The 25700-nt window shown below is 45.4% G+C and carries 26 protein-coding genes and 1 tRNA gene; 21 read left to right on the top strand and 6 right to left on the bottom strand.

The genetic code is table 11. The features are described from left to right. Positions 1-24 precede the first annotated feature (24 nt). Entirely contained in the window at positions 25-666 is a 642-nt protein-coding gene (locus F8R13_RS11105) for a glutathione S-transferase N-terminal domain-containing protein (RefSeq protein ID WP_152834585.1), read from the top strand. An 11-nt stretch (positions 667-677) separates the two neighbouring features. Continuing rightward, a complete protein-coding gene (locus tag F8R13_RS11100) occupies positions 678-1103 on the top strand; it encodes a ClpXP protease specificity-enhancing factor (protein WP_152834583.1) in 426 nt (141 codons plus the stop codon). A gap of 176 nt (positions 1104-1279) precedes the next feature. Here the strand turns inward: F8R13_RS11100 and mvaD are convergent, their stop codons facing one another. Genes mvaD through F8R13_RS11085 form a run of 3 tightly spaced genes read right to left on the bottom strand, consistent with a single transcriptional unit; the run spans position 1280 to position 4275 of the window. Further along, positions 1280-2272: a diphosphomevalonate decarboxylase gene (gene mvaD, locus F8R13_RS11095; protein WP_152834581.1), complete on the bottom strand. Its 993-nt coding sequence runs from the start codon at positions 2270-2272 to the stop codon at positions 1280-1282. A gap of 19 nt (positions 2273-2291) precedes the next feature. Next, a complete protein-coding gene (locus tag F8R13_RS11090) occupies positions 2292-3251 on the bottom strand; it encodes a GHMP kinase (RefSeq protein WP_152834579.1) in 960 nt (319 codons plus the stop codon). After that, a complete protein-coding gene (locus F8R13_RS11085) occupies positions 3238-4275 on the bottom strand; it encodes a mevalonate kinase (protein WP_152834577.1) in 1038 nt (345 codons plus the stop codon). Before F8R13_RS11085 ends, F8R13_RS11090 begins: the two co-directional genes overlap by 14 nt. Positions 4276-4463: 188 nt before the next feature. Between F8R13_RS11085 and F8R13_RS11080 the strand changes: the two genes are divergently transcribed. The 15 genes from F8R13_RS11080 to F8R13_RS11015 all read left to right on the top strand — a co-directional run bounded on the left by F8R13_RS11080 (position 4464) and on the right by F8R13_RS11015 (position 16508). Beyond that, positions 4464-4958, top strand: coding sequence for a heme-binding protein (locus F8R13_RS11080; protein WP_152834575.1), 495 nt, complete (start codon positions 4464-4466; stop codon positions 4956-4958). 335 nt (positions 4959-5293) lie between these two features. Further along, positions 5294-5560, top strand: a complete 267-nt coding sequence (locus tag F8R13_RS11075) for a Flp family type IVb pilin (RefSeq protein ID WP_152834573.1) — start codon at positions 5294-5296, stop codon at positions 5558-5560. A 79-nt stretch (positions 5561-5639) separates the two neighbouring features. Further along, positions 5640-6125 carry a hypothetical protein gene (locus F8R13_RS11070; protein ID WP_152834571.1) on the top strand — a complete coding sequence of 162 codons (486 nt, stop codon included), beginning with the start codon at positions 5640-5642 and terminating at the stop codon, positions 6123-6125. A gap of 46 nt (positions 6126-6171) precedes the next feature. Beyond that, entirely contained in the window at positions 6172-7056 is an 885-nt protein-coding gene (cpaB, locus tag F8R13_RS11065; protein ID WP_152834569.1) for a Flp pilus assembly protein CpaB, read from the top strand. Further along, a complete protein-coding gene (locus F8R13_RS11060; RefSeq protein ID WP_152834567.1) occupies positions 7053-8612 on the top strand; it encodes a type II and III secretion system protein family protein in 1560 nt (519 codons plus the stop codon). Before cpaB ends, F8R13_RS11060 begins: the two co-directional genes overlap by 4 nt. Beyond that, positions 8609-9871 (top strand): AAA family ATPase, encoded by a 1263-nt coding sequence (locus F8R13_RS11055; protein ID WP_152834565.1) that lies wholly within the window; start codon positions 8609-8611, stop codon positions 9869-9871. Before F8R13_RS11060 ends, F8R13_RS11055 begins: the two co-directional genes overlap by 4 nt. Before the next feature lie 11 nt (positions 9872-9882). Beyond that, entirely contained in the window at positions 9883-11289 is a 1407-nt protein-coding gene (locus F8R13_RS11050) for a CpaF family protein (protein WP_152834563.1), read from the top strand. A 2-nt stretch (positions 11290-11291) separates the two neighbouring features. After that, complete coding sequence (locus F8R13_RS11045) at positions 11292-12233, top strand: type II secretion system F family protein (RefSeq protein ID WP_371414953.1); 942 nt, start codon at positions 11292-11294, stop codon at positions 12231-12233. After that, the gene (locus tag F8R13_RS11040) at positions 12233-13126 is read left to right on the top strand and encodes a type II secretion system F family protein (RefSeq protein WP_152834559.1); all 894 of its coding nucleotides are present in this window, start codon (positions 12233-12235) and stop codon (positions 13124-13126) included. Before F8R13_RS11045 ends, F8R13_RS11040 begins: the two co-directional genes overlap by 1 nt. Further along, the gene (locus F8R13_RS11035; RefSeq protein WP_152834557.1) at positions 13123-13749 is read left to right on the top strand and encodes a lipopolysaccharide assembly protein LapB; all 627 of its coding nucleotides are present in this window, start codon (positions 13123-13125) and stop codon (positions 13747-13749) included. Before F8R13_RS11040 ends, F8R13_RS11035 begins: the two co-directional genes overlap by 4 nt. Before the next feature lie 12 nt (positions 13750-13761). Continuing rightward, positions 13762-15084: a hypothetical protein gene (locus tag F8R13_RS11030; RefSeq protein ID WP_152834555.1), complete on the top strand. Its 1323-nt coding sequence runs from the start codon at positions 13762-13764 to the stop codon at positions 15082-15084. A 3-nt stretch (positions 15085-15087) separates the two neighbouring features. Further along, the gene (locus F8R13_RS11025) at positions 15088-15684 is read left to right on the top strand and encodes an outer membrane beta-barrel protein (RefSeq protein ID WP_152834553.1); all 597 of its coding nucleotides are present in this window, start codon (positions 15088-15090) and stop codon (positions 15682-15684) included. A 79-nt stretch (positions 15685-15763) separates the two neighbouring features. Next, positions 15764-15854: transfer RNA gene (locus F8R13_RS11020), tRNA-Ser, on the top strand. A 200-nt stretch (positions 15855-16054) separates the two neighbouring features. Continuing rightward, positions 16055-16210: a hypothetical protein gene (locus F8R13_RS11515; protein WP_172967758.1), complete on the top strand. Its 156-nt coding sequence runs from the start codon at positions 16055-16057 to the stop codon at positions 16208-16210. A 67-nt stretch (positions 16211-16277) separates the two neighbouring features. Further along, the gene (locus F8R13_RS11015; RefSeq protein WP_152834551.1) at positions 16278-16508 is read left to right on the top strand and encodes a hypothetical protein; all 231 of its coding nucleotides are present in this window, start codon (positions 16278-16280) and stop codon (positions 16506-16508) included. Between the two features lie 35 nt (positions 16509-16543). Here the strand turns inward: F8R13_RS11015 and F8R13_RS11010 are convergent, their stop codons facing one another. Genes F8R13_RS11010 through F8R13_RS11000 form a run of 3 tightly spaced genes read right to left on the bottom strand, consistent with a single transcriptional unit; the run spans position 16544 to position 19864 of the window. After that, positions 16544-17713 (bottom strand): hydroxymethylglutaryl-CoA synthase, encoded by a 1170-nt coding sequence (locus F8R13_RS11010; protein ID WP_152834549.1) that lies wholly within the window; start codon positions 17711-17713, stop codon positions 16544-16546. Positions 17714-17732: 19 nt separating this feature from the next. After that, positions 17733-18776, bottom strand: coding sequence for a type 2 isopentenyl-diphosphate Delta-isomerase (fni, locus tag F8R13_RS11005; protein ID WP_152834547.1), 1044 nt, complete (start codon positions 18774-18776; stop codon positions 17733-17735). Positions 18777-18811: 35 nt separating this feature from the next. After that, positions 18812-19864 (bottom strand): hydroxymethylglutaryl-CoA reductase, encoded by a 1053-nt coding sequence (locus F8R13_RS11000; RefSeq protein ID WP_253806442.1) that lies wholly within the window; start codon positions 19862-19864, stop codon positions 18812-18814. A 134-nt stretch (positions 19865-19998) separates the two neighbouring features. Between F8R13_RS11000 and F8R13_RS10995 the strand changes: the two genes are divergently transcribed. The 4 genes from F8R13_RS10995 (at position 19999) to ggt (ending at position 25525) form a co-directional block, all read left to right on the top strand. Next, the gene (locus F8R13_RS10995; RefSeq protein ID WP_371414955.1) at positions 19999-22074 is read left to right on the top strand and encodes a S8 family serine peptidase; all 2076 of its coding nucleotides are present in this window, start codon (positions 19999-20001) and stop codon (positions 22072-22074) included. A gap of 314 nt (positions 22075-22388) precedes the next feature. Then, positions 22389-22670, top strand: a complete 282-nt coding sequence (locus F8R13_RS10990) for a peptidylprolyl isomerase (RefSeq protein WP_152834541.1) — start codon at positions 22389-22391, stop codon at positions 22668-22670. Positions 22671-22858: 188 nt separating this feature from the next. After that, the gene (locus tag F8R13_RS10985; RefSeq protein WP_152834539.1) at positions 22859-23656 is read left to right on the top strand and encodes an ATP-binding protein; all 798 of its coding nucleotides are present in this window, start codon (positions 22859-22861) and stop codon (positions 23654-23656) included. Positions 23657-23665: 9 nt separating this feature from the next. Further along, positions 23666-25525, top strand: a complete 1860-nt coding sequence (ggt, locus tag F8R13_RS10980; RefSeq protein WP_152834537.1) for a gamma-glutamyltransferase — start codon at positions 23666-23668, stop codon at positions 25523-25525. The last annotated feature ends 175 nt before the right edge of the window (positions 25526-25700 follow it).

Here is a 25700-nt window from a genome sequence, read left to right as displayed (position 1 = left end):
AGATTCAATGTGGAGTTAAAAAGTATGTCAGATTTGTCAATGGTTCAACGTTCGGTGATGACCCTGTTTTCAGACCCAAAAGGCCCAAGCTCTCACCGCGTGCGCTTAATGGCAAAAGAAAAGGATATCCCGATGGATATCGTTGAAGTGAACCTTGAAGAAGGCATGCCGGAAGACTTGATGGAACTAAATCCTTACGGAACGCTACCGACTTTGGTCGACCGTGATTTGGTACTGTACGATCCACAAGTCATTATCGAATATTTGGATGAGCGTTTCCCACACCCACCATTGATGTCTGTTGACCCGATTTCCAAAGCCCGTTCACGTCAAATGCTTCGTCAGATCGAAGTTGAGTGGTATCCATTGGTAGAAACCATTCAAAGCAGCCAAGACGAGAAAGAAGTCAAAGCGGCACGTCGTAACCTGCAGGAAAGATTGATTCAAATGATTCCTGTTTTCGAGCATCAGCCATTTTTCTTGAATGAAGAATATTCTTTGGTGGATATCAGCTTGGCGGTGTTAATGTGGCGTTTACCTTACCTTGGTATTGAGCTACCTAAGTCAGCGAAACCGATTACAGATTACGCTAACAAAGTCTTGTCTCGTGAAGTCTTTATGGAATCTTTGTCCGACGATGAGTTGGATATGAGAGATGTGGTTTAAGCGAGCGACGGATGATTTCTAACCGCCCTTATTTGATTCGTGCGATGTTCCAGTGGATTGTTGATAATCACTGGACACCGCATGTTCAAGTAGACGCGAACTATCCTGGGGTCGTGGTGCCGCAGCAGTATGTTCAAGAAGGCATGATTGTGTTGAACATTCATCCTGAAGCGGTGCGAGAGCTGCAAATGGATAACCATCTGTTTCGGTTTAAGGCTCGTTTTCAAGGTGTGGAGCAACAAATTTTCTTCTCCCCTGATGCGGTGCTGGCGATTTTTGCTCGTGAAAACGGTCAGGGAATGCCTTTTCCTCCAGAAGCTTACCCAGAGGAAGCGGAAGACCATGCAGTGGAAGATGCGCCAGAAATGAGCGAATCGAATGCTGTAGACAAGCCTAAAAAGGCATCTAAAAAACGGCATCTGACAATCGTCAAATAAATCGAGACCTTGCTCGTGCAAGCTCTCGATTTCAGTTTCGCCCCCCCCCAACCTGGCAGATTTTTTCGCCTTACCCCTGCGGGCGGCGAGTTCGGTGTTTCTCGTCTTACCCTTCGGGTGGTGAGTTACTCATTTGTGAAAAATCTACCAGGTTGGGGGTTCTATTGAGCTATCGCCTAACCGAAAGGTCGAATCAACTTTAATGCAGGAAATGTCTGTTGTATGCGTTCGGCGTCTTTTTGCAAAAACATCAGTTTCAGGTTCGGGCCTGCGTCCATCGTAAAGTAAACTTCTACGCCAGCTTCGCGCAATGCCCAAACCATTTGCATGGCTTCTACCGACTCTGGTTGCCAGTAGAGAATCGGCGGCCAAGTGGCAATCATCGTGGCATGCATGCTGAGCGCATTGTTTTCTGCCAACGCACCCAGTTGAGAAAAGTCCTGTTGCAAGATGGCTTGTTGGATGGCTTGAACATCCTGCTCGGCTTTTTTCGGCCAAGCTTGGTAGAGTTCGCAATGTTTCACTGTTTGTTGCATGCCAGCGGTAGAGCCGACCTTTTTCGCTTTCAAGTCGATTTCCAGTAAACCGATACAAAATTCTGGCCAAGGCGCATCAATCGGTTCGGCAAAACTGTCTAGGCCATTTTCTGATTGTCCTTTATGCCAAATGACAAACCCGTCATAAATAGAACGGCTGGCGCTACCGCTGCCGAGGCGAGCCAATAGTGACAATTCCTTTTTAGGCAGTTGCCAGTCAAAGCAGTCGTTCAACGCCAACACCAAAGCGGCATAGCCGGAAGCCGAAGAGGCCAGTCCTGCGGCAGTGGGTACGGTATTTTCGGTATGGATATCAAAAAAAGTATCCGGCGTCTCACGGAAAAAATCCAGAAACTTGGATAGGCGTATAGCAAAAGCATTGTCTGGCGTGAGGCGCTCGCCATTCAAACAAACACAATCTTGATGCAAGGTGTCGTCTGCCTGTATTTTGGTTTCGGTACCCAGTCCCGGCAAAGAAATAGATAAACTGCTGTTGGTGGGTAGGTTGAGTTCAACTTGGCGTTTCCCCCAGTATTTGCTGAGCGCGATATTGACGTCGGCAGCTCCTTGCCCGATTTTCTTCGGCGTTTTGTGGGGGATAAGCTGATTGATGAAATCTTGTGGTAGGTTCATAGGGTCTGAAATTTAAATGCTAGTTGGTTTGTAAGTCAGTTTGTTGTACGGTCATACCTTGGTAGTCGGTTGCGATTTCGATATGTTGGTAGTCTGCCAACGCGTTGTTATGGTGACGAACCTGCATGCCAAGACCCAAAACACAGTCTCCCAGGCCAGACCCTGAAATTTTACTGGCTTGCACACCAGGAATGCTTCGCAATTGATAGACAATGTGTCCAAGGGTGTCATCGTTGACGCCTAGAGCATCCATGAGTCCTTGGTAGGTGTTGATCAGCTGGTAAAAGCCAGACATATCTTTTCTTTGCAGCGCATCAAAAGCTTGGCTGGTGACTTTGCCCATTATCTTATATAGGTTTTTAAGAATATCGGGTTGGTAAAGCCAGTCACGATGCACTTTGTCCAAGACCTTGGCAGTAGGCGTTTTGTAGCCACTGTAAACCAGTGTTGCCGGCAGAGAAGCATCAACAGGAATGATGGTCTGTTTTTTCGGGTCGAACAAAATCACACCACCCGCTAAAGAAGCTGCCAAATCGGTTCCCGAACCTCTGCCTTGGATTTGATGGATGACTTTTAAGCCATGGCGGAAAGTCTCGATAATGCCGTAGGATTTACTCAGATAAAAATGCAACCCGCCCAGTGTTGCGGCCAATACAGCCGCAGAGCTACCTAAGCCTAAAGTATGTTCAAACTCGCTGGTGACTTTGATGTTAAAGCCTTTGTCGAGTTCTCGGCGCAGGTTTCTAATGGGGTAGAGAATCCATTTGAATGCCGAATCTTCGGGAATAGCGTGCAATTTATCCAAGTGGATCAGGAAGTTTCCGAGAGAGGATTCAATCGATATTTGCATGTCGTCTCGTGTTTGCCAGTCAAGTGTCAGGCGTTGTGAAACCGACATGGCTATGGCTGGGTAACCATGAACGACACTGTGCTCTCCGATGAGCATCAGGTTTGCAGGAGCGCTGCTAGACCAATTCACAATGACTTCCTTTTGGGCTTAAGTTGATTGCGATGCAATTATAGCCATAGCGGTAGCAAAGCTCCAGAGGTGGCAGAGGGCTGAGACAAAGCAGAACGCCGCCATTTTGCCCTTTGTGGTTTCCTGCACCACAGACCTTGGCGACTTGGTCTGGGTTTTGTTCCAACTCTTTGATAAAGCGTTTAACTTTATCTGGGACGATACCAATTTCTTCGAGCAAGGTTTGGTTTTTCTGAATACTTTCCTTCAAGCAAAAACTATCTTGGTCTTGCCATGCATTGCGGATGTCTTCAGTGATTTGGGTAAAGTGATTCCATATCGGGTGTTCGGCGGGAAAACGCGACTTTACGTGATTGACGACTTGCCCTGTGGTGCTTTCCGGTGTGCCGGTATCTATCAGCCACGCATTGAAATTATGTGCTGTTAGTGGCTGAAAAGGCTTGTTTTGTTGATAGTAAAGCAAACCGCCCTGGAAAATCGTGGTGGGATCAATACCGCTTGAATGACCATGCTGACGGGACTCGATGGTTTTTGCCAACGAGAGTATCTCTATCGTATTAATGGCCTTGTGGTGATGTTTGAACAAGCTGTGGAGCAAACTGACGATGACGGCGGCGGAACTTCCCAAACCTTTACCTAGCAATCCGTGGCCATAAATTTTGATGTCCCAATGCATGGATTGCAGTTTGAAATGGTGGTGGAAATGATGCAGGGTGGTCAGTACCAAATCTACGGGCTGCTTCAATACACTACGGATGGACATGGCGCCAGACTCGAAAAGTTGGTAGCGGCTTTCGATATCAATCGCCATTTGCTGCCAAATCGCAAAAGGAAAGGCATGCTTTTGGTGACAGTCGACCAGTTCGATTTCCACAAAGGGATATTGGTGAGCATCAATCGCTTCTGAGGTGACTTCACAGAACATGGGTAAGTCAATCGCCATGCTGATCGCGGGACAACCATTGACGACAGCATGCTCGCCGCTGAGTATCAATTTAGCAGGTGCTTTACATAGCGTTTTCATACTGTCTTCATACTGTTAGGCATTTACAAAAGGCTTGGCTCAAGGGCATAATTAATTTCATTCTACGAATGATTATAAACGACAAAGTTTCAATAGAAGCGTTTTCATTCTAGGATGGGAAAATCAATCTATTTGCAGGTTGGTAATCATCCCAGCAAAAACTACAAAAAACCAAAGGAGTGTAATTTATGAAACTTAAACTAAGTGCTGTGCTATTTGCAGGCGTGTTGAGTGCACTGCCGACTATTTCAGCCGCTCAAGATATGGCGGTTAACGTTAGCCGTTTAACGCTTGATGTTGCCAATAAGATTGCAATGGCTTCAATTGAAGCTTGTCGTGAAAAGGGCATTCCTGTAAGCGTAACCGTCGTGGATCGAAATGGTATCCCTCAAGCGCAATTGCGCGACACTATGGCACCACCTGTTTCTTGGAATATCAGTTTCAAGAAAGCTTATACCTCTGTCATGTTCAACGTTAAAGGTTCTCAAATGGAGTCCCGCTCAAAAAGTCCTTTGGTGAACCTGGGTGAAGGTTTAGCATTCATGGCGGGTTCAGTACCGATTCAAGCGGGTGGTAAGCTTTACGGTGCAATCGGTGTCAGTGGTGCGCCGGATGGTAAAGACGATGAAAAATGTGCAGCTGCAGGTTTAGGCGCTGTCATCGATGACCTAGAAATGATGTAATCTTTTCTGTTTTCGATTTTAAGAAAAAACCTCATTTGTATTTTGCAAATGAGGTTTTTTTGTGCTCAAAATCTGCATTTACTACAGTGCTTTCTAATATTAAAACTTAATAATATTTTTATCTCTTTTACGGGTATAAATAAAAATATATTCTTTTTAATCAATTACTTATCGATAAATTTTTCTTCGTAAAAATCCGTAGAAAAAACCTTTATCATTCTATTAAAAAATTCACTTATCAAAACCTATCAAAAAAATTGATTCTTCTAAATTCCCTTGGTTAAGATAGCTGCCGTCAACCTTCTGACAGATATTTTTTCAATGGAGATAGAGTTATGTTGGATCAAACAAAATATAAAAACGTTCAAGCACAATTAGCACAAAAGAAAGAAAAACAAAAAGGTGCAAGCATGATTGAGTATGCCTTAGTCGTTGCTGCAGTTGTTGCCTTGGCTGCAGTTTTCTTTGGTACAGATGGAACAATCAGTCAAGCTATGAAAACTAAGATGACTTCTGTTGCTGGAGATATTACAGGTTCAGAAGCATCGGCCGGAACAGGTGGTACTTCTGGAGCAGGTGATACTTCTGGATCGGGTAATTAAGATTTAAGGCATAGCTAATTGATTTTACTGACACGTACTTGTGAAAAAGATTGATTTTAAGCATCAAAAAGGGGCGGTAATGCTGGAAACAGTATATGTTCTGCCAATTATGGTGCTGACCATTTTGATGATTGTCGAAATGATCAACTATGCGAGTGATACTCTGGTATGGAATGAAAATATGAACAACCTATACCAGAGGGTTATGACAGACGCCAATCAGGGGAACTCCTTACCATTTAAATCTTCAACAGGGATGTTGAAGTGTAGTGGCGGGGTGGTAACTGCTACTGCGGATGCAGCTGACTTGATGCGAAATCAACTATTTGATTGGTTGCAATCCAAATACCAATTGACTGGTGGAACGGTGCCGATTACTGCTGCCGATATCACTGTTCAGTTTGATCAAGTAAGTAATGACGCTGGGCAAGCATATTATGTGGTTCAGGCAAAGTACCCTGTTCAAACCATTGTATTACCTGAATTAAAGAATATATTCAGTAATTTTTCGATATCTGGAACCAGTATCTACGACATCAATTTTAGCTGCCAAGCCAGTCCTTAGCTATGAAGGTCTCGCCTTCATCAAACGAATTTTTTGGAAAGTAATTATGAAGCTGAAAACCAGTGATTGGTTGATTTACGGCTCTGCTGCCCTGTCTGCAATTTTGGCAGTGGTGTTTGTTTATGGTTATGTGCAGAACCGTGTAGAAGATGCCAAGGCTCATGCCCAAGTCAAAACAGTCACCATTGTTCAAAAGCCAAAACTACTGTCTGTTGTTGTGGCCAATCGAGATATTTATCGTGGAGAAAAAATCGATGTTGACGATCTTAAAGTTTTAAGTGTGCCAACAGACGGTGTTGTGGTAAATGGCGTAATCACCAATCCACAGGATGCGGTGGGGCATGTTGCTTTTCAAACTATTTATGCTGGCGAGTGGATAATCGACAAAAAAATCGGTTCTGACAAGTCAGTGCAAAAACAAAGTGTTGAAGCCTTGCTGTCTAAAGGTGAGCGCGCTATTCGACTTCCGGTTGATGCGAACACTGGACTGCTTGGGATTTTGAATCCAGGAGACCATGTTGACATCATCAGTGTTTTTCAGAGTGTTGATGGTAAAAAAATGATCAGTCGAACGATTTTGCAGAATATTCCTGTACTGTCGATTGGACAAGCCAACCGTATGATCGTTCCTGGCGCGAATAGTTCTGCTGTTTCTAAAGAAGCTGAAGCTGAAAAAATGACTAAAAAATCTATGATTGCGTTGGAAGTGACGACCAAGCAGGCAGAGCAATTGGCTTTGGCAATGAATGTTGGCGCAATTCACTTGATGTTGCGGAATCCTTCCGACACAAATTTGGTCGATACTAATGGGGTCAACCTAAAAGTGATGGAGCAAGGTAAAGGTCGCCCACCTAAGTTTAAACCTAAGACCAAGCGAGACGTGATTGAAATTATGCAGGGTGGTGATGTTCAAGAGGTAATTACAAAATGAAAGCATTGAATAAACTTTTATCAAATACGTTGAGTATGCTGTTACTTTCAATGTTGTCATTCCCTTTGCTGGCGGCGGAGAAATCCTATAGCTTAATGGCGACAGAGAGCATTATCGTCAAGTTCGATTCGCCGATTAAGCGAGCACTGATTGCCAACCCGGATTTGGCGAATTTAAAAGTACTTAACGCCAAAGAATTGTTGGTGAGTGGTAAGCAGGCAGGTCGCACAGAGGTGATCGTTTGGTACCAAAATACGCCCAATCAAGGACATAACATTGTTCTGAATATTTCGCCAGATGCGTCTCGTCGTGCGGAAATATCCAAAACGGTTAATGAGCTTATTTCTCAACTTGACCCTGATAAAACGGTTAGCTTTGAGTTGAAAAATATTTGGATAGATTCAACCTCATCGGTCAGGCGTGAGCTTGATAATCTTGGTAATCAGATTGACGATGATGCCACACTTAAGGTTAAAGCCGGTGAGAACAAGGATATATTGCAGCAAACTCAAAAGGCAGGGCAATTAAGTATCCGCCCGATTGCTGGGAATTATATGGTTTTACTGAAGGGAACTGTGCCTCACAAAGCGCGTAAAAAGCGTATTCAAGCGGTAATTTCTTCACTCGGACTGAGTGTCGTTAATATGATTAAGGTTGTTGGCAAAGACCAGGTCAAGTTGTCTGTTCGCGTCGCAGAAGTGACGAAGGGGAACCCTTTCAGAAGCGGTATGGCGATTCGTGATAAAAAAGACCGTTTTGGAATTTTTCCGCCAGGAAATTTAGGAACACAGGCCTTGTTCAGTTTGAATAATTCGCCATCAAATGATGCGAAAATTGCCTTCCCTCAGCCTGACGGATTTCAGTTAGGGTTCAATCCTCGAAATGGCAGTATATTTGGTGTTTTATCTATTTTGGAAGGGCATAATTTGGCACGAGTCCTGGCCAAGCCTGAGTTAGTGGTGCAATCAGGTGAAACCGCATCCTTTTTGGTTGGAGGAGAGGTGCCTATTCCAACAGCTCAGAGTCAAGACACTATTACTGTTACCTACAAGGAATATGGCATTCGTTTACGGTTCAGCCCAATCATTACCGAAGATGGAAACATACAGTTAACTGTTGCGCCAGAGGTCAGCAATATTGATGAATCAGCTGGAGCGCAAACGGGGAATGTTATTGTGCCAGGATTTAAATCGCGTAAAGCGAATACCACCATTACTCTAGCGCCAGGTCAAAGCTTCATTATCGGCGGATTGTTATCTGATAATTTACGAAGCCAAGTGAACAAAGTCCCTATTTTGGGGGATATTCCGATTCTAGGCACACTTTTCCGCTCGACTTCCTATGAGGAAGATAAGTCTGAGTTGGCGATTCTGGTGACACCAACCTTGGTTGACCCGATTGGCGCGGGTAGGAAAATAGTATTACCGGGAGAAAATGTCACCCGAGCCAGTGATTTTGATGGCTTCTTTTTAGGGAAAGTGGCTAAGGTACTTCCAGAAGGGGAGTCTGCATTGCCGAAGAGTATGGTTAAAATTGGATTGGAGACAGTGGAATGACACAGCAATTGTCGACGGCATCCATTGCCCTGAAACAAGCGATCTTTATCGGACGTGATGAGGATCTTGAAGAAGCGGTACGAGTTGCGATCATGTCCAAGTTCCAGATAGAGCGTATGGACGAACTGCCGCATATTTGGCCAGACAGTGTTGACTTGGTGATGATCGAATATGATGGCGAGGCGCAGTGGACACTTGAAAAAATCAACCAGATTTTGACCCTATCAAAGGGCGTGACTCTTTATGTCTTGTTGAAAGAGAAGGATGCAGATTTCATTATTGAAGCCAACCATCAAGGGGTACAGGGCTTTATCGAGTGTCCGAATGAAATTTTTCATATTCTGTCGATTTTGCATATGCAAGAGCGCCGACGCAAAGGTAAAAACGGTAATGTTTCCTCATTGTTCAGCTTAAAAGGTGGGGTGGGTTGTACGGCTTTGGCAACCAACATTGCAGCGCAAATATCAGGTATGACTGAAAACAGAACGGTGTTGGTCGATTTGAATATGCCTTTAGGAGACACTGCTCTCTATTTAAATATGGAGAATGATCGTCTCTATACCATTACAGACTTTATCTACAACTTGAATCGTTTTGATGAAAATCTGATTTATAAGTCTTTGTCTCAACACGTATCATCAGGATTGTATCTATTACCTTTACCATCCGACATTGGAGAGTTGGATAATCTGAATGCGGATATGATTAAGACGATTATTCAATCGCTAAGAAAATACTTTGATCATGTCATTATCGATTGTTCTTCAGATTTGTCTGATGTAACCCTGAGTTGTTTGGATGAGTCAGATAACATTGTTTTGGTGACAGAGCCATCCCTGTCTTCTATTAGAGCAGTCAATGCAGTGATTCGTCTGACTCAACGACTAGGTTATATCAAAGATTCACTCAAGTTAATTATCAATCGAGACACTTCTAATCAAGATGAAATGATGGAAGAAGTGATTGAAGCTTTAGGGGTAGATAAGGTTGCTAGAGTCTCGAATGATTACATCGGCTTTAATGAATCCTTGAAACAAGGGGTCTTGTTAAAAGAGTTTAACCCTGAGTCTAAAGTCAACAGACAGTTAATTTGTATAGCAAATATGTTACATAACGGCAGTGTGACAATGGAGGTGTCATCTTCGACTCTAGAAAAAGTTGTTGTGGAGCAACCTTGGGAAAAACTGAGTCGACTTCCAAAAATGTTGGCACAGCGATTCAAGAGCATGCGTAGTAAGCCTGTTGGTGAAGCGGTGTAGAGGATTGTTGTATGGGAATTCGAGAAAGGTTACGACAAGTTGAGCAGGGACGACAAACTGAGATTACTAATCCTGTTGTTGAAGAGGTTACCAAACATGAGGTAGAGCATACCCCGGCGCTTGAAAAGCGTAATGTTCAAAATATCTCTTTTCTAGAGATTAAAGAGCGTTGTCAAAAACTGGCTGCTGAAGATGAGGCTTTCTATGAAGCCGACAGTAAAGAAACACGTAATGAACTACGCCCTAGATTGGAAGAATTGGTACGCGAAGTCGCTTCTGAAATGGGTTACCCACTGACAGAGTTAGAAGTACGTCAGTTAGGCTTAGAGCTGTTGGATGAAATTTACGGGCTGGGGCCTATTGAACCCTTAATGGCAGATTCAACCGTATCGGATATTCTCATTAATGGCTATAACAAGATTTATGTAGAGCGTCGCGGAAAACTTGAATTGACGGATGTCTCCTTCATCAGTGAAGAGCACCTTCGAAACAAAGTTGATCGTATGCTTTATAGCACTGGACGCCGTGTAGATGAATCTTCCCCGTTAGTCGATGCCCGTCTTCCTGATGGGTCGCGTATTAATATCATTATTCCGCCTTTATCAGTAGACGGGATCTCCGTTTCCATCAGACGTTTTCCCGAACAGCACCTACGTCCAAAGGACATGATTGCCTTTGGTACGATGACCGAAGAGATGTACCAGTTTTTAGATTATGGCGTTAAATCAGGATTGAACATTTTAGTATGTGGTGGAACGGGTTCAGGTAAGACCACCACTTTGAACATGCTTTCCGGATTGATTCCCGTGAATGAAAGAACCGTCACCATCGAGGATAGTGCCGAGTTGCGTATGCAACAAGACCATGTGGTACGTTTGGAAACCCGACCACCTAATGCTGAAGGTCAGGGAGAAGTGTCCCAGCGCGAGTTGTTGAAAAATGCGTTGCGTATGCGCCCTGATCGTATTGTTTTGGGGGAGGTTCGTGGCGGAGAAGTTTTGGATATGCTTCAAGCGATGAACACAGGACATGATGGCTCTTTGGCAACGCTTCATGCTAACAGCCCGCGAGATTGTATTGCGCGTTTAGAGTTAATGATTAACTTGAGTGGTGTCGATATTCCTGCAGCGTCCATTCGTAAACAGATTGCCAGTGCCATCGATATCATTCTTTATGTCAATCGTAGTCGTGATGGGAAAAGACGGGTTGAGTCGATTACAGAAGTGGTTGGGGTTGAAGAAGAAAACGTCGTGTTGCAGGAGATTTATACGTTTGAAAACAAAATTGATCCTGTTAATGATCGTATGTATGGCATCTTCAGTGCGACCGGTGTGCGCCCAGCTTGCGGCAAGAAGTGTGAAGCCATTGGGGTGTCGATGCCGGAGTCTCTCTTTAGCTTTAAAAAAGAAGTGTACTGATTGTGGATATTGGTTTTCTGTTTTTAATTGTTGCCATCCTAGTGCCATTTATTGTTCTGGCAGCAGGATTGTCATGGCAAAAAAAACGCGATAACGCTCATAAATTAGAGCGTTTATTAAGGCGAGCAGGCATTGAATCCGAGCAACAAAAGAAACGCTATCGAACGCTTTTTGAAGTTCGTGGTGCAAAAACTTATTTAGGTTTAAAAAACTGGCTTAAGAAAGCGGGTATTAACGATCAAAAAACTCTCTATCAGCTCGCAGGAATACAAGTTTTATTGCTGTTAATCAGTAGTTATTTTATTGTGTCTCGCATTCATGTAATGGAACCAAAGTTCATTCTAATCACCTTTATGGCCCCTTTATTGCCTGCCGTATATGTTCTGTTTAGGAAGCAACAACGCCAAACTAATATGAAAAAACAATTTCCTGAAATGCTCGATGCATTGGTAAGAGCACTTCATTCCGGTTATGGGATAGACGGTGCTTTGAACATGATTGCCAATGAGTTCTCTGCACCGCTTGGGCAAGAAATGAAAGAGGTCACCCGACAACTGTCTTTGGGGATCAATATGAGAGAAATTCTAAGAGAGTTTCAAACAAGAGTTGAACTTCAGGAAGCGCAGTTTTTTGTGGTGACTTTGATTATTCAACGCGAAACGGGTGGGCAGTTGGCTGCTGTCTTAACCGAATTGTCTAAATTGATGCGCAGAAGGGAAATGTTTTTGGCAAAGTTGAGAACCATGACAGCAGAATCCAGATTTACAGCAATTTTTATTGGAGCGGCGCCCCTACTTTATTTGGCATACAAATACTTATTTGATTACAAATCCATGCAGTTTTTTCTTGAAGACCCGACAGGGCAAAAGATGTTGTTCGTTTCACTTACTCTCATTGGGGTGGGAACGCTGCTTTTGAGAACAATGTTAAGGATTCGTTTCTAATGCTTGGGTTATTGTTTCTTGTTGCCTGTTTAATATTTCTTTCAACTTTCTTGTTGGCAAAACGTTTGTCCTCCAGTCAGCAGCAGCAACTGGAAATAGAGCATCTCAAAGTTAGGGTCGGCATCTTAAACCGTTATGTAGAAGAAAAGCAGAAAGAGCAGCGTGCTTGCTGGTGGTGTAATCTCGGTAGAGTATTGGGGTCTCCCGGTAAAAAAGAGTTGGAAAAAACTCGTGACATGCTCATTAAGGCAGGCTTTAGAGATGATCATCACATTGGTGCATACTTTTTTATTAAGTATGGTTTTGTCCTATTTATAGCATTAATTGGTTTGGGCCTGTGGACCTGGTTTAACGCCAAAGTAGAAATTGCTTTGATTCTTCCGGTTATTGCACTCTTGTTGCCAGAAAGAGTTTTGATTGAAATGGGTAAAATGCGCCTCAATCGAATTAAGGATGCATTACCTGATTTTCTCGATATGGCAAATATTTGTATGAATGCCGGGTTGAGTTATCTTGTCGCGTTTAAACGAGTGACTGAAGAACTCGACGAAATGTATCCTGAAATCTGTTACGAATTTCAATATTTGCTGGATCAAATTCAGATAGGTGTGCCACGACAGGAAGCTCTCAAGCAGTTTGCAGAAAGAAATCCTTCCGACGAAGTGAAAGAGTTAATTCAGGTATTGGCGCAAAACGAAAAACTGGGAACTCCGATTGGCCTTGCCCTAAATGAGTTTTCTCGACGACTATATCAACAGCGTGAAAGTAAAATCGAAGAAAAGGCCGCAAAAACCTCTGCAAAAATGGCCATTATAATTTTGCCATTTTTGATGTTGCCTTACTTTATTTTAATGATTGGCGAGAAGATGGTTATGTTAGGGAGAAGTTTTTGATTAAGTCTAGCATCAAACATATTGGCCTTGGATTAACTTTGGTATGGCTTGCCGGGTGTTCATCATCTCCAAGCGTTCCAAGTAAACCAAAGCCTTCGGAAATACCGATTGATCAGGCGGAACCTTTAGCCAGTAATTTGTCTGAAGATGATGAATACAAATTTGGACTAGACTTGGTGGCATTGGAGGTTCGTAATAAGCAATTCGATCGTGCAGACAGACTTCTGAATAAGCTTAAAAAATATAAACCTGATGACGTTAAGGTTTATCGACTGTACACCGATTACTATGAAGCTAAGCAAAATTTAGATATGGCTTATGTTTCAAGTCAACAGGTGATTAAACAGTCAGGTAAGACAAAAAGTGATGAGCAGCGTTTTGCCAAGTTCGCACTGATGACAGATCACTACAAAGAAGCCGAGGCTATCTACCATCAATGGTTGGAAGATGCTGATTCAAGCACTTTGGAAGTGGTAGCACTGAACAATCTCGGGTTCAGTGCGCTACTGCAAAAACAATATAAGAAGGCTAAGGATTATTTTGAACAAGCGATTCAAAAAGATCCTCTCAATGAAAAAGCACGTAATAACTTGAAATTAATTCAAAGGGTTGACCCTAGCTAAATGGAGAAAAGAATGGACGCTCGTCAACGAAGACACGCACAAAGAGGCTCAATTAGTTTACTGGGGGTATTAGGTATTCTGGCAGGGGTTTCTGCATTGGTGGGTATCATGGAGCTGGCAAATGCCAAGATCCTAGATAGAAATCTAGATAACTACGCTCAATCTTTAGCCCCGATTGCCTTACGCTCGGAAATTGCTCTCAATGCGATCATGATTCAGAACGGTGTTTCGCGAAATATTGCCAAAGAAACCGTACAGGGAGCGCTTGATAGCGTAACACCTAAAGGAACGGTGCAGGTGCACCTGGCGTTTGGCAATATTGTTGATGGTGTTTTTGTCCCTTTGTCCAGTAATGCTAACAACCCAAAACAGAACCTATCCGCAACGGATACTGTACCTGATTTTGCTGCGGTTGCCGTACAACTGATTGGACAATCCACCTTTGGTTTGGTTCCGGAAGGTAGAGCGATTTATGGCTTGACGAATGATGACAAAGATTCTCCAGAGGTTGCCAGTTGTTATTGTGACAATCGCTATGATGATTGTATGCAGCAGCCGACAGCGAATAACGTGATGGGGGATCCAAACACTGATGCTAGAAGGCGATACTGCGAAACTGGGTTTGCGCCTTCAAATAGTGGCGGATTAGTAGGTGCAATTTGGGGGGGAACTCCTAAATATACAGCAGTGGATTCCGTTCAATTTTCTCCGCAATGGGTGGGCAAAGCCTACACGGATGGTACGCCATCAACAGACACAACCAGTCAGGCATGGCAGAATGTGAAAGTCGATGCTCCCCTTGTTATTTCAGGGGGGACCAATCCATTTCCTGAAGCGAGTTGGGATGCTGCCAGTGCGACTTGGATAACACCTAGTCAACCCATGGAATACACAACAGTTAAGCATACGTTTTTTGGTACAAAAACCACGGTCAATAAGATAAGCGGTACTTTCTATGTAGGTCGTTCTGGCACTTGTGCCGACCCGAGTCAGGGCTTCTTCGGGGGGATTTTAAGTGCAGTTCAAAGCTTCATGGTAGGGAACACAGACTGTTTGAGATATACCGCAAACCCGACCTCTCAGTATCAATTTGCGAATTTCTTGCAGCCATTTATGAACTCAATCAACAAGGGCTTAGGTGCGAATCAGCATTACTACAGCTGTCGGGATTTTAGTGGATTAACAAGTTCTCGAAATGGCCTAATACAAATTATGAGACGTATCTGGACATCTCCGCTACAAAACTGGGGTAGCTTTTATCAACAAACAGGCTGTTCTGCCAAGCAGATGAGACAGTTCAGCTTTTTAATTTGGACGGGTTGGGAAAAGGTGTAATCAATGAAGAAGATGCTACAAAAAATAATAATCGTAACCGGTGTTTGCCTAAGTTCCACAGCTTGGAGTGGTGAACCAATCGTCTCATCATCAGAGATTGATAATTACCATGGTTATATAGGCGTTGGCTACAACCACCCGTTTATAGGCATTACCGATTACAAGCAGACGGAGTCGGATGGTATTTTATTGGTATTTGGTCACAATTATAGACCTTGGTTGGATCTAGAGCTTCGTGCGTCCACCGCGACAGGCTATAAAAAGGTGAATTCAAAGACATCAGGGCAGCCTGACCTGTCAGTCAGACAAAACTATAATGTTGCCGGGCTATTTAAGTTCAAGTGGCAACCTGTTCGAATGTTGGAGTTCAGTCTTGATACTGGGTTGAACTACATGGATTACGAAAAAAAGATCGGCACGGTGAGTTCAAATGAGTATAAAACAGGTTTGGTACTAGGGGCAGGGGTTGGGCTGCATATCACCAAAACATTCTCTATCAATGCCGATTATCAATCTTATCAGCGTGACACTTTCCTGAAGACAGATACAACTGATAATACTTGGTCGGCAGCAAACTTGTCCTTCCAATATCATTTTTAGACTTCTGTGTAGCATGATGGTTTCTATTTTGACTAGAAACCATTATAATGCGCACTTCTTTCGAGACACATCTCTATACGGATAGCTGGCTGAGCGGTTGAAGGCGCACGCCTGGAAAGTGTGTAAGGGTTAATCGCCCTTCGGGGGTTCGAATCCCCCGCTATCCGCCATTACCTTTAGCTTTACTCCGACCCCAAACATTCATTAGCAACTTTTCGCAGTCCTTTTCTTACTTGAAAGTATGACTTTTCCTAGCGCTATAATGATTAAATTATCGCTTAAAATTTAGAGATGACTATGCTGGAAAAGCACGATGTGAGTGGTGGTTTTAGATCCTATAGCTTTAAAGATATTAATAGTACAGAAAATAATGCCACTATTGAAAAGTGGGCAAAAGATTTTTTCGACAGTGATTCCTGAAGCAACCGATTTCTTTTATCAAAATTTGATGGGAAACCCTGAAGCGGCAAAGTTTCTCTCAACAGAGTTGGTTCAAAACTGCTTGAAGAATGACTTGAAGGTCTGACTGCACCAGTTGCTTTCGCCCAAGGTGGATTTTGAGGAAATAGGGCGGGTTGTTGAAGCTCAATATCATGTCGGATAGATGCATTGCTCGTATCAATATTCCGATGTCGCTGGTCAGCACCTCAATGTTTCTTATCAAGTACAAGTTCTTTGCTGCGGTTTATGACCGCGACAGTGTTGATGCCGACAATAAGTTGCGCCTAATGATTTTGCTGGATACCTTGCTGGTGAAGAGTTTGAACTTAATCAACGAAGCTTACTTGCAGAATCTCAATAGGATTCAATCAGAGATTTCTTGATGAAAATCTGCCAGGTTGGGGGGGAGATAGGGTTTCTAAGTTTGCTGTCTTTCGTAGATGCGAATATGGTTTTCAACCGCTTTTAAACGGTATGCCCCTTTGTTTGTTAAAGGCAGTTTGATGTTTTCGACGGATAAATCCACTGAGTGGTAAAACGCCAGGTATTGCTGATAACTCAGCGCTTGGCGTGAATCGATTTGTTTTTTGTGGCTTTCCGTCATCAAATATTGACGATAATTCGGCTGGATAATGCCGCTGAAAAATTCCGCAACGCAGCCAGAACCATAACTGAAAAAGCCGAAACGCTTGCCTTCCAAAGGTGCTTGGGCATTGTCTAAGAAAGAACAGAATCCGATATAGAGTGATGCGCTGTAACTATTACCGACAATGCGGTTGTACACTTGACCCGCATCCGTCTGACGTTTGAAAGTCTCATCATCAATCTTTGCACCGACTTTTTTGATTAGGGTTTTGTGTGCCTTTTCCGTCATGCGCGAGAAAGGGATGTGATAACAAAATGCGTCAATATCATCAAAGCCGCGTCCCGTCTCTTCCACAAAATTATCCCAAGCATGTTTCATGCTGTTCAAATAGACTTTGGTCGAATACTTGCCATCCACCAAGGCCGTTTCGCGGTGGTTTGGGCGCCAGAAGTCATTGACGTCTTCGGTGTAGTAACCTGAACCAGGCTCGATTTCTAAAATGCGCGGGCTGTCAGTCACCAGCATCGCAACGGCACCACAGCCCTGAGTCGCTTCGCCGGAGGAATCGACATCATATTTCGCAATATCGGCGGCGATGACCAGAATCTTTTCTTTCGGATTGGCGGCGACCATTTTCGTTGCCATTTGAAGTGCTGCCGTGCCGGCATAACAAGCATGTTTGAACTCCACCACACGACAGCGATTCGGCAGCTGTAGCAAACCATGCAAAAAAGCACCTGCGGACTTGGATTGGTCTATGCCGGATTCAGTGGCAAACAGAACGGCAGTGATATCGTTCTTCTCAATTTGTTCTAGGATCGGAGCCGCCGCTTTTGCCGCTAGGGTGATGATGTCTTCATCCGGTGGCGCAATAGACATTTTTTCCTGACCGATGCCGATGGTGTATTTTTCCAAATCCACGCTTTTCTCTTTGGCAAACGTATCCAGCCCCAAGAAATAGTCTGAGGTGGAGAAATGGATTAAGTCGATACCAACGGTCATTTTAGAGGCGTTCTTTTCTTTATTGTCTATTGAGAATCAAATTGTCATTTAAAAACAGCTGCGAGCGGTCCGAAGCACCCAATAAGAACTGCGCCGTGCGGAATTCATTGGCAAACTGCTGTATTTTCGCCACGGTCGCTTCGGTGGAGTCCATTGCTGGTTCCAGAAAAGGTGCCGCGATGCCGCAAATTTGGGCGCCCATTATAACTGATTTCACCATATCAATGCCATTGCGAATGCCGCCGCTGGCGATAAAATGCGCGCGGTCTTGATATGGACGGGCTTGTAGGAGAGCTTGTGGTGTCGTCAGACCCCAATCCTGGAACAAAACGCCTAGTTCTTGCGCCTTGATGTCGCCATGACGATGCGCTTCGATTCGGCTCCAAGAGGTGCCGCCACGTCCGGCCAAATCAAACCAGTTGATTCCCGCTTGCAATCCTTTTTCGATATCCGTCGCGGACAAGCCGCATCCGACTTCTTTGAGGATAATCGGCACAGGGAAGTCGGCAGCAAGCTGACGGATTTTATCGAGCAAGCCGGTGAAGTTTTTATCGCCTTCGGGTTGAATCACTTCCTGTAAAGGGTTCAGGTGAAGGTAAAGCGCATCCGCTTCAAGGGTTTCGACCATGCGCAGGGCATCATCGCGACCAAAACCGTAATTCAATTGCACCGCACCCATGTTTGCAATCAGTGGCACGGTTGGGGCATAGCGTCTTAGCTTGAAGCTTTCTTCCGCCGAGGCATCTTCAATCATCACTCGTTGCGAGCCAACGGCCATAGCTACTTGCATGGCTTCAGCCGCCTCTGCAAGGGTTTGATTGATTTTCATCAGGTTTGCTGACCTGCCGCCGGTCATTGAAGAAATCAACAGCGGAAAGGAAAGGGGATTGCCTAAGAATTCTGTCTGGGTATTGATGGCATCAAAGTCGCACTCCGGCAAGGCACTGTGGGAGAGCTGAATCTGATCGAATCCGCTTTGCTGACGCTCGATTTGAGGGTCATCCAATATCGTTTGGATATGATCCTGTTTGCGTTGATGAATAAAGTCGTTTTGGCGGGTCATGAATGAATTCCGTTGAAACAAATAGACTGAATCAATTAGACGTTCTTTGCCGAACGTTCCAGCTTGATGTGCGCTGCCATCAGCTCGCCGGGGTTGGTTTGTGCGGCCAATAAAGACAGCTCACCACATAGCGCCGTTGCGCCAGCAATGCAAGCCAAACGGCGGGCGTTTTCGCCCGGTTCTGCATCTGGGTTCAGGCAGCCGAGTTGTTCCAGGTTTTGCTGGACGAATTCAAGCCCTTTGCCGTTACCAACACTGCCGACAATCAGGTTCGGCAGGGTAGTGGAAAAATACAAGTCCCCATCGGCAGTCACTTCGACATGATTGATGGCTTGAGAACCTTCGACGATATTGGCGGCATCCTGCCCGGTGGCAAGATAAAAGCCGAGCAGCATATTCGCAACATGGGCGTTGGCGCTTCGCAGCCCGCCGGAAACGATACTACCAATCAAATCTTTTTTGATATGAAGGTCAACCAAAGCTTCCGGTGTGGTTTTTAAAAAACGCTGACAAAGTTTGCGTGGAATGGTGGCTTCACAAACCACGTTTTTACCACGCCCTAGGATGCCGTTGACGGCGGACACTTTTTTATCGGTGCAATAGTTGGCGGAGATGGAAACGTAGGATAAATCCGCGTAGGTTTTCAATAGCCAAGGAATTAATTTATCGGCAGCATTGGTTACCATATTATGCCCGGAAGCATCGCCGGTAGTTAGTTCCAAACGTAGATAAATCAGGTTGCCAATCACCTGCCAGTTGAGGTCGATTAATTTTGCAAAGCGACTGGACTCGGAGATAACAGTTTGCAACTTGTCTTGACGTTGTTGTATGTGTCTTAAACGCTCACGGGCAACGCCGGCATCCGGTGCTTCCAACAGAATGGAGCGAGACATACGTTCGTCCATTACCGTGACGCGGATACCGCCACTGTGGTGGGTTACGCGCGCGCCACGAGCCACTGAAGGCCAAAGTGGTGTTTCGTAAGTTGCCATCGGAACCATCAAATCATCGGTGCAAACATCACCAATCAATTTGAAAGGGCCTACAGATTGCATAGGAATCTGTGCAAAATTTGAAGTTTGATTCATCGATTCAGTCGTCATAGTGGGTTATTATATATCGGATTTTTTCATTGTAATGGCGAATGTGGTGAGAAGATGTTTTTTGTGAATCGCCGTCCGTAACGCCAAGTAAATTGATTGGGAAAACCTCCTTGGAAAAAGTGATCAAACCAGTGTCGGATAAAGGGACTCGCGCCGTGAATATTGGTGTTTACAAGAAAATTGCCTATGGACTGAGTTTGTCGGTGTTTTTCCTGTTGTCCGGGTGTGGTTCCAATCAAGTGCATCAATCCCCCCCTGCAACCTCAAGCGATACTGCTGTTTCCAGAATTCCGATTGCCAGTACCTTGACTTCCAATGCAATCCAAATGGGGCTGAAACCTTGGCGTGATGCCGGCTATACCGGCAAGGACGTGACGGTTGCGGTTTTGGATACGGGAATGCCTGTCTGGGACATTAATGATCGAAACATTCCTTTGTCCGCCAACCTTCGTTATGATGCGGATTTCACTCATGACCAAATCGTCAAAAACAGTGACACTTCCATCTATAACGCCAACCATGGTGATGATATGTCGCAAGTCATCGGTTCCGCCACTTATGGTGCTGCACCGGACGCCAATATTCTCAATGGCGTGATTGCCGATACCAACGGCAATGCGAACCGTACATCGATGATAAAGGGCGTTGAATGGTCAGTAAATCATAGCGCGGACATCATTAATTTGTCTTTCGGCTATGGTGCGTTGGTTAGTTATACCGGTTCGGCGCACAGCAATATTGAGAGTGAGCTGAATAGCATCAAAAACCAAGCGGTCACCAGTCAGGTTGCTATCGTCCATTCCGCAGGAAATGATTCCAAAAGCGTGTCTTCGCTGTTAGTGACCACCTCCGGTTATCAGGATTGGGTCAAATCGAATGCCAAGAGCAATATCCTGATCGTTGGTGCCACCTACGACAATAAAACACTGGCGTATTTTTCCAATTATGCTGGTTCTGATACCGATGTGCAGGCACGCTTTGTGGTGGCACCGGCACAAAGCGAAGTGACGAACGGTTATAGCACCTTATATTCAGTGGGCACATCCGGCGCGGCGGCGAATGTTTCCGGGGCGTTGGCGGTGATGAAACAGCGCTGGCAAAGTCTGACGGGCGTGCAGTTGGAACAGATCATTATTGATACCGCGAATCGCAGTTTTACCGGCTACTCGGCAGCGACATTCGGGCAGGGGATTGTTGACCTTAAGTCTGCCTTTTCGCCTGTGGGTAAGACAACGGTTCCGGTTGCCAGTGTAACGACATCGACCTCTACGGCCAGTGTCCCTTTATCTTCAGCCGTGGTGACTTTGCCGGCAGGCTTCAAAACGGTGAATGCCAGTACCGCATTTGTAGACAGTTATGGTCGTGACTTCACCTTGCACTATGAAACGCCGGTGCAGACCTATCAATCCGGTTTGGATAAAACCGTGCGTGCTTATGTCGATGCGCCGGTGAATTATCATCAGCAACTTAGCCCAAATTTGCAGTTAGGGTTTTCAATGACCGGCACTCACAGCAATGAACGTCAGGATAGCGGATTATGGTTTTTGGGCATGGCATCGGGCTATCAACAGAATCTTAATACGTCAGTTTTGGGGCAGGTATCCTTAACCGGGCATTTTTCAGGCATGTCTGTGGGAATGAGTGCCACCGCGCCGAGTCCGAATCAAGCAAATCATGTCACTGCCATGGCACAAACCGAGCCTGCGGTGCAAGGCATGAAAGCCAGCCTAGGGTTTAAAGGGTTGCGTATCATGCCTTACTGGTTGGCTTCAGAGAATACCAGTGCTTTTACGGGCGCGCAGACCGAGACGCTTTCCGGCGTGCAAACCGAGTATCAGCATAACGGCTGGTTGGCTGGGCTGGATTGGTCACGCCAAACTCAGCCGGGACAAAGCTTAATCCAAAACTATAATATTGATAGCCAGAAATACTACGCCGGTTATCGAGCGCAGCTGAACCCCCGTTGGCGTGTTGGTTTGCTGGGTTTTTGGCAAAACGACAACGCGCGTATCGGCTATCAGCACCCGCAATCAGTCGGAGATGGCAGCTTGCGTTATGTGACGGATAACTTGGCGTCTAACCGCAGCATTTCAGGGGTTTCTGCTGCCTTGAGCGTAGGGCATCTGCAAGCGGCATTCCTCTCCAGTAATCTTGACCAAGAGTTCTTTCTTGGCTTTAAAAAAGCGTTTCATTAAACCGCTATTATCAAGTCATTATCTCATCAGGAAAAATACTGTGTTTCAGGTATAATGTCGCCCCAAATTCATAGAGATACTTGATTTAAATGAGAGTTTTGCACGAGTGGAGCGCGAAAGAAAAATGAGAAAAAATTTGTCTGATTGAGGCGGAAAACGCAGCTAATAGTTTGCTCTTAGCAAGTTTTTCAACATACAAAGAACTCGACGCCCAGAGGGGTAAGTCGAGAAAAATCAGGCGAATTTTAACCATTTTTATTCATGAATCCATCTCGTGTAAAGCTCTCTAAATATAAGCTAAAGGAAATAAAACAATGGCAATGGCAACAGCACGTCACATTCTGGTAGATTCAGAAGAAAAAGCGTTGGAATTGAAACAACAGATTTTGGATGGAGCGGATTTTGCAGATGTGGCAAAAACCAACTCTCAATGTCCTTCAAGCCGCAGTGGTGGTGATTTGGGTCAGTTCGGTCCTGGGATGATGGTTCCTGAGTTTGATAAAGTTTGTTTCAGCGCGGATGTCGGGTCTTTGGAAGGTCCTGTTAAAACGCAATTCGGTTATCACTTGATTGAAGTAACAGACAGAACAGAGTAATTCATCTCTTAGCAAGCGACGATCTTTGCATATGCGTTGATAGGTCGTCGCTTTCATCCTCTCCCTTATTTCATGAGGGCGTTCCACACTCGCATTTCATCCCCCCAACCTGGCAGATTTTCGAGCGGTTTTGTTTTGTCGCGTTTTGAGTCGTATAATCTAACTTTTATGCGTAAACAGGAATGGTCATGTCAAAGAAAATTCGTTGGGACAAACATGTCGCTGCCATTTGGCGAGCAAAAAAAGGCAAGTTCAAGCCTGTCGAGGCATTAGACCCTATTAAGCTCTCAAACCTTTTGGGCATTGAGCGGCAAAAGACCCTGTTTTGTCAAAACCTGCAAAGCTTCATTGCCGGGCAGCCTGCCAATCATGTGCTGCTTTGGGGGGCGCGGGGCACAGGAAAATCCTCTTTGATGAAAGCGGCGTTGAACCATTTTCATGACCAAAGCTTACGTGTGATTGAGTTGGAGAAGGAAGATATAGCCGACCTTCCCGAAATCAGCGATCAAATCCGAGATCTACCTTGGCGTTTTGTGATTTATTGCGATGATTTGTCGTTTGATGATGGCGACAATAGTTACCGTTATTTGAAAGTGTTGATGGAAGGTTCCATTGAACTGCCGGCGCGTAATATTTTGATGGTCGCCACTTCTAACCGCCGCCATCTGGTTGCCGAGCACCATCAGGATAATCTCGATACCCAAACCGCCAATGGCGAGATTCATTTTGGTGATCGTTTGCAGGAGAAGCTGTCACTTGCCGACCGTTTCGGGATGAGCCTATCATTTTATGCGCCAGATCAAGTGTTGTACCTAGAGATGGTTGAAGCCTTGTTCAAGGAGGTGAATATCGAACACTCGCCAACGGAGCTTGAACAGCTGCACTTGGAAGCCGTACGTTTTGCCACGGCACGCGGCAGCCGAAGCGGACGTATCGCCAAGCAGTTTTTCCAGGACTATCTTGTGCGTAATCCCATTCAAGATTAGGGCGACCAGATGAACCGTTTTTTTAGCACCGCCACTGCCTTCGCCAACCGCTTCGTTGAACGCGGGACTCAGTCTTTACGACTGGTTATTTTCGGGTGGTTGTTGGTTTGGATCGTTTTACCGGCACAAGCATCGAATGCCGCTATCGCTATGCCGGATGCGTTCAGTGCCGAGACAGCGCAAAAAATTCTACAACAAGGTGGCAATGCCGTAGATGCCGCGGTGGCATCTGCCTTTGTGTTGGCGGTGACCTATCCCGAAGCCGGTAATATCGGTGGGGGCGGCTTTATGACGCTTTATGCCAGCGAAACCGCTAGGTTTCAACCGCAAGGCGTACAGTCAGTCGGCACAGATAAACACGCCTACTTTCTGGATTACCGCGAAAAAGCGCCCAAAGCCGCAAGCGCCAATATGTATTTGGACGACAATCGAAAAGTTATTCCTTATCGCTCGCTGATTGGTTATCAGGCATCGGGTGTGCCGGGAACGGTGATGGGGCTGTGGATGGCGCATCAACGGTTTGGTTCCATGCCTTGGCGTCTGCTTCTACAGCCGGCAATCGACTATGCGCAAAACGGTTTCATGGTGCCGTCGGAACTGGTCACCACGCGTAAGTGGTATCAACACTGGGTGGCGGATAAATCAGAAGACTTGAATTTCAATCAGTACTTTTCTGGGCTGAAAACGAATCACTTGTTTAAACAGCCTGAACTGGCTTCAACCTTGAAACGCATTGCTGAAGAGGGCGCGGATGACTTCTATCACGGTGAAACCGCCATGGCGATTGTCAAACAAATGCAGGCGCATGATGGGCTAATCACGCTGAAGGATTTAGCGGATTATGAGGCCAAGTGGCGTGCGCCAATTCAAGCTGAATGGAAAGGTTACACTCTGGTCTCTGCCCCACCTCCGAGCTCCGGTGGCGTTGCTTTGGTTCAGTTGCTGAAGATGAAAGCACTGTTGGAGCCTGAGTATCGCCGTCAATTGGCGTTGGCGAAAAAAGAGGGCATTCCCGAGCAAGCATTTGAAGCCCATTTTTATGCAGAGATGGAGAAACGGGTTTACGCTGACCGAGCCAAATATCTCGGCGACCCTGACTTTGTCGAAGTGCCTGTGAAGCAGTTGATTTCCGATGATTATATTTCCCATCGTGCAGAAGGAGTGGAGTGGGATGGCCCCTCCGAAACCGAGAGTATCCAACCCGGCAAAATCGAATCGCCGGAAACCACACATTTTTCCATTGTCGATTTTGATGGCAACGCTGTATCCAATACTTATACGCTGAATATGCCGTTTGGTAATGGTGTGGTGATAGAGGGTTGCGGTTTTCTGATGAACGATGAAATGGATGATTTCAGCAGTAAACCGGGGGTTGCGAATGTGTTTGGTGTGGTTGGTGGGCATGCCAATGCCATTGAGCCGGAAAAACGTATGCTATCTTCGATGACACCGACGATCTTGCTTAAAGACAATCAGGCGGTGATGGCGGTCGGCACACCAGGCGGCTCCACCATTATCACCTCGGTGTTCCAAACCATTGTCAATACGTTGAACAAACACATGGATGCCCAGGATGCGGTGAATGCAACACGTGTGCATCACCAACTGTTTCCAAAAGACCAGATCGACTACAACCCAAGCTTGCCAAAGGCTACCAAAGACGCATTGCGATTGATGGGCTACACGGTGCGCAAAAACGATTATATGGGGGATGTGCAATTGGTGGTGAAACGTCAAGGACAATGGCAGGCGGCATCTGATAACCGTGGACGGGGCGAAGCCAAAGTGTTTGCCAAGGCGCCGGCACAACCTCTGGAAGAAGATGAGTCTTCTGACGAACAACAGATGCCTGAATCAAAAATGGAATAACCTTTCCCCAACCTGGCAGTTTTTAGACAAATGAAGCACTCGCCGCCCGAAGGGGTAAGGCGAGAAACGAAGCACTCGCCGCCCGAAGGGGTAAGGCGAGAAACGAAGCACTCGCCGCCCGAAGGGGTAAGGCGAGAAACGAAGCACTCGCCGCCCGAAGGGGTAAGGCGAGAAA

Source organism: Hydrogenovibrio sp. JE_KL2 (assembly GCF_009296185.1).
In the GTDB taxonomy this organism is placed as follows: Bacteria; Pseudomonadota; Gammaproteobacteria; order Thiomicrospirales; family Thiomicrospiraceae; genus Hydrogenovibrio.
The sequence above is the reverse complement of the archived record's forward strand: the minus strand, read 5'-3'. Positions and strand labels throughout refer to the sequence as shown.

Coding starts and splice junctions, on each gene's coding strand:
- F8R13_RS11050 (WP_152834563.1), top strand. CDS start 9,883: ATGGGAATTCGAGAAAGGTTACGACAAGTTGAGCAGGGACGACAAACT.
- F8R13_RS11070 (WP_152834571.1), top strand. CDS start 5,640: ATGCTGGAAACAGTATATGTTCTGCCAATTATGGTGCTGACCATTTTG.
- F8R13_RS11055 (WP_152834565.1), top strand. CDS start 8,609: ATGACACAGCAATTGTCGACGGCATCCATTGCCCTGAAACAAGCGATC.
- F8R13_RS11100 (WP_152834583.1), top strand. CDS start 678: ATGATTTCTAACCGCCCTTATTTGATTCGTGCGATGTTCCAGTGGATT.
- F8R13_RS11000 (WP_253806442.1), bottom strand. CDS start 19,864: ATGAATCAAACTTCAAATTTTGCACAGATTCCTATGCAATCTGTAGGC.
- mvaD (WP_152834581.1), bottom strand. CDS start 2,272: ATGAACCTACCACAAGATTTCATCAATCAGCTTATCCCCCACAAAACG.
- F8R13_RS11030 (WP_152834555.1), top strand. CDS start 13,762: ATGGACGCTCGTCAACGAAGACACGCACAAAGAGGCTCAATTAGTTTA.
- cpaB (WP_152834569.1), top strand. CDS start 6,172: ATGAAGCTGAAAACCAGTGATTGGTTGATTTACGGCTCTGCTGCCCTG.
- F8R13_RS11015 (WP_152834551.1), top strand. CDS start 16,278: ATGTCGGATAGATGCATTGCTCGTATCAATATTCCGATGTCGCTGGTC.
- ggt (WP_152834537.1), top strand. CDS start 23,666: ATGAACCGTTTTTTTAGCACCGCCACTGCCTTCGCCAACCGCTTCGTT.
- F8R13_RS11515 (WP_172967758.1), top strand. CDS start 16,055: ATGCCACTATTGAAAAGTGGGCAAAAGATTTTTTCGACAGTGATTCCT.
- F8R13_RS11040 (WP_152834559.1), top strand. CDS start 12,233: ATGCTTGGGTTATTGTTTCTTGTTGCCTGTTTAATATTTCTTTCAACT.
- F8R13_RS11085 (WP_152834577.1), bottom strand. CDS start 4,275: ATGAAAACGCTATGTAAAGCACCTGCTAAATTGATACTCAGCGGCGAG.
- F8R13_RS11025 (WP_152834553.1), top strand. CDS start 15,088: ATGAAGAAGATGCTACAAAAAATAATAATCGTAACCGGTGTTTGCCTA.
- F8R13_RS11075 (WP_152834573.1), top strand. CDS start 5,294: ATGTTGGATCAAACAAAATATAAAAACGTTCAAGCACAATTAGCACAA.
- fni (WP_152834547.1), bottom strand. CDS start 18,776: ATGACCCGCCAAAACGACTTTATTCATCAACGCAAACAGGATCATATC.
- F8R13_RS10985 (WP_152834539.1), top strand. CDS start 22,859: ATGTCAAAGAAAATTCGTTGGGACAAACATGTCGCTGCCATTTGGCGA.
- F8R13_RS11080 (WP_152834575.1), top strand. CDS start 4,464: ATGAAACTTAAACTAAGTGCTGTGCTATTTGCAGGCGTGTTGAGTGCA.
- F8R13_RS11060 (WP_152834567.1), top strand. CDS start 7,053: ATGAAAGCATTGAATAAACTTTTATCAAATACGTTGAGTATGCTGTTA.
- F8R13_RS10990 (WP_152834541.1), top strand. CDS start 22,389: ATGGCAATGGCAACAGCACGTCACATTCTGGTAGATTCAGAAGAAAAA.
- F8R13_RS11010 (WP_152834549.1), bottom strand. CDS start 17,713: ATGACCGTTGGTATCGACTTAATCCATTTCTCCACCTCAGACTATTTC.
- F8R13_RS11105 (WP_152834585.1), top strand. CDS start 25: ATGTCAGATTTGTCAATGGTTCAACGTTCGGTGATGACCCTGTTTTCA.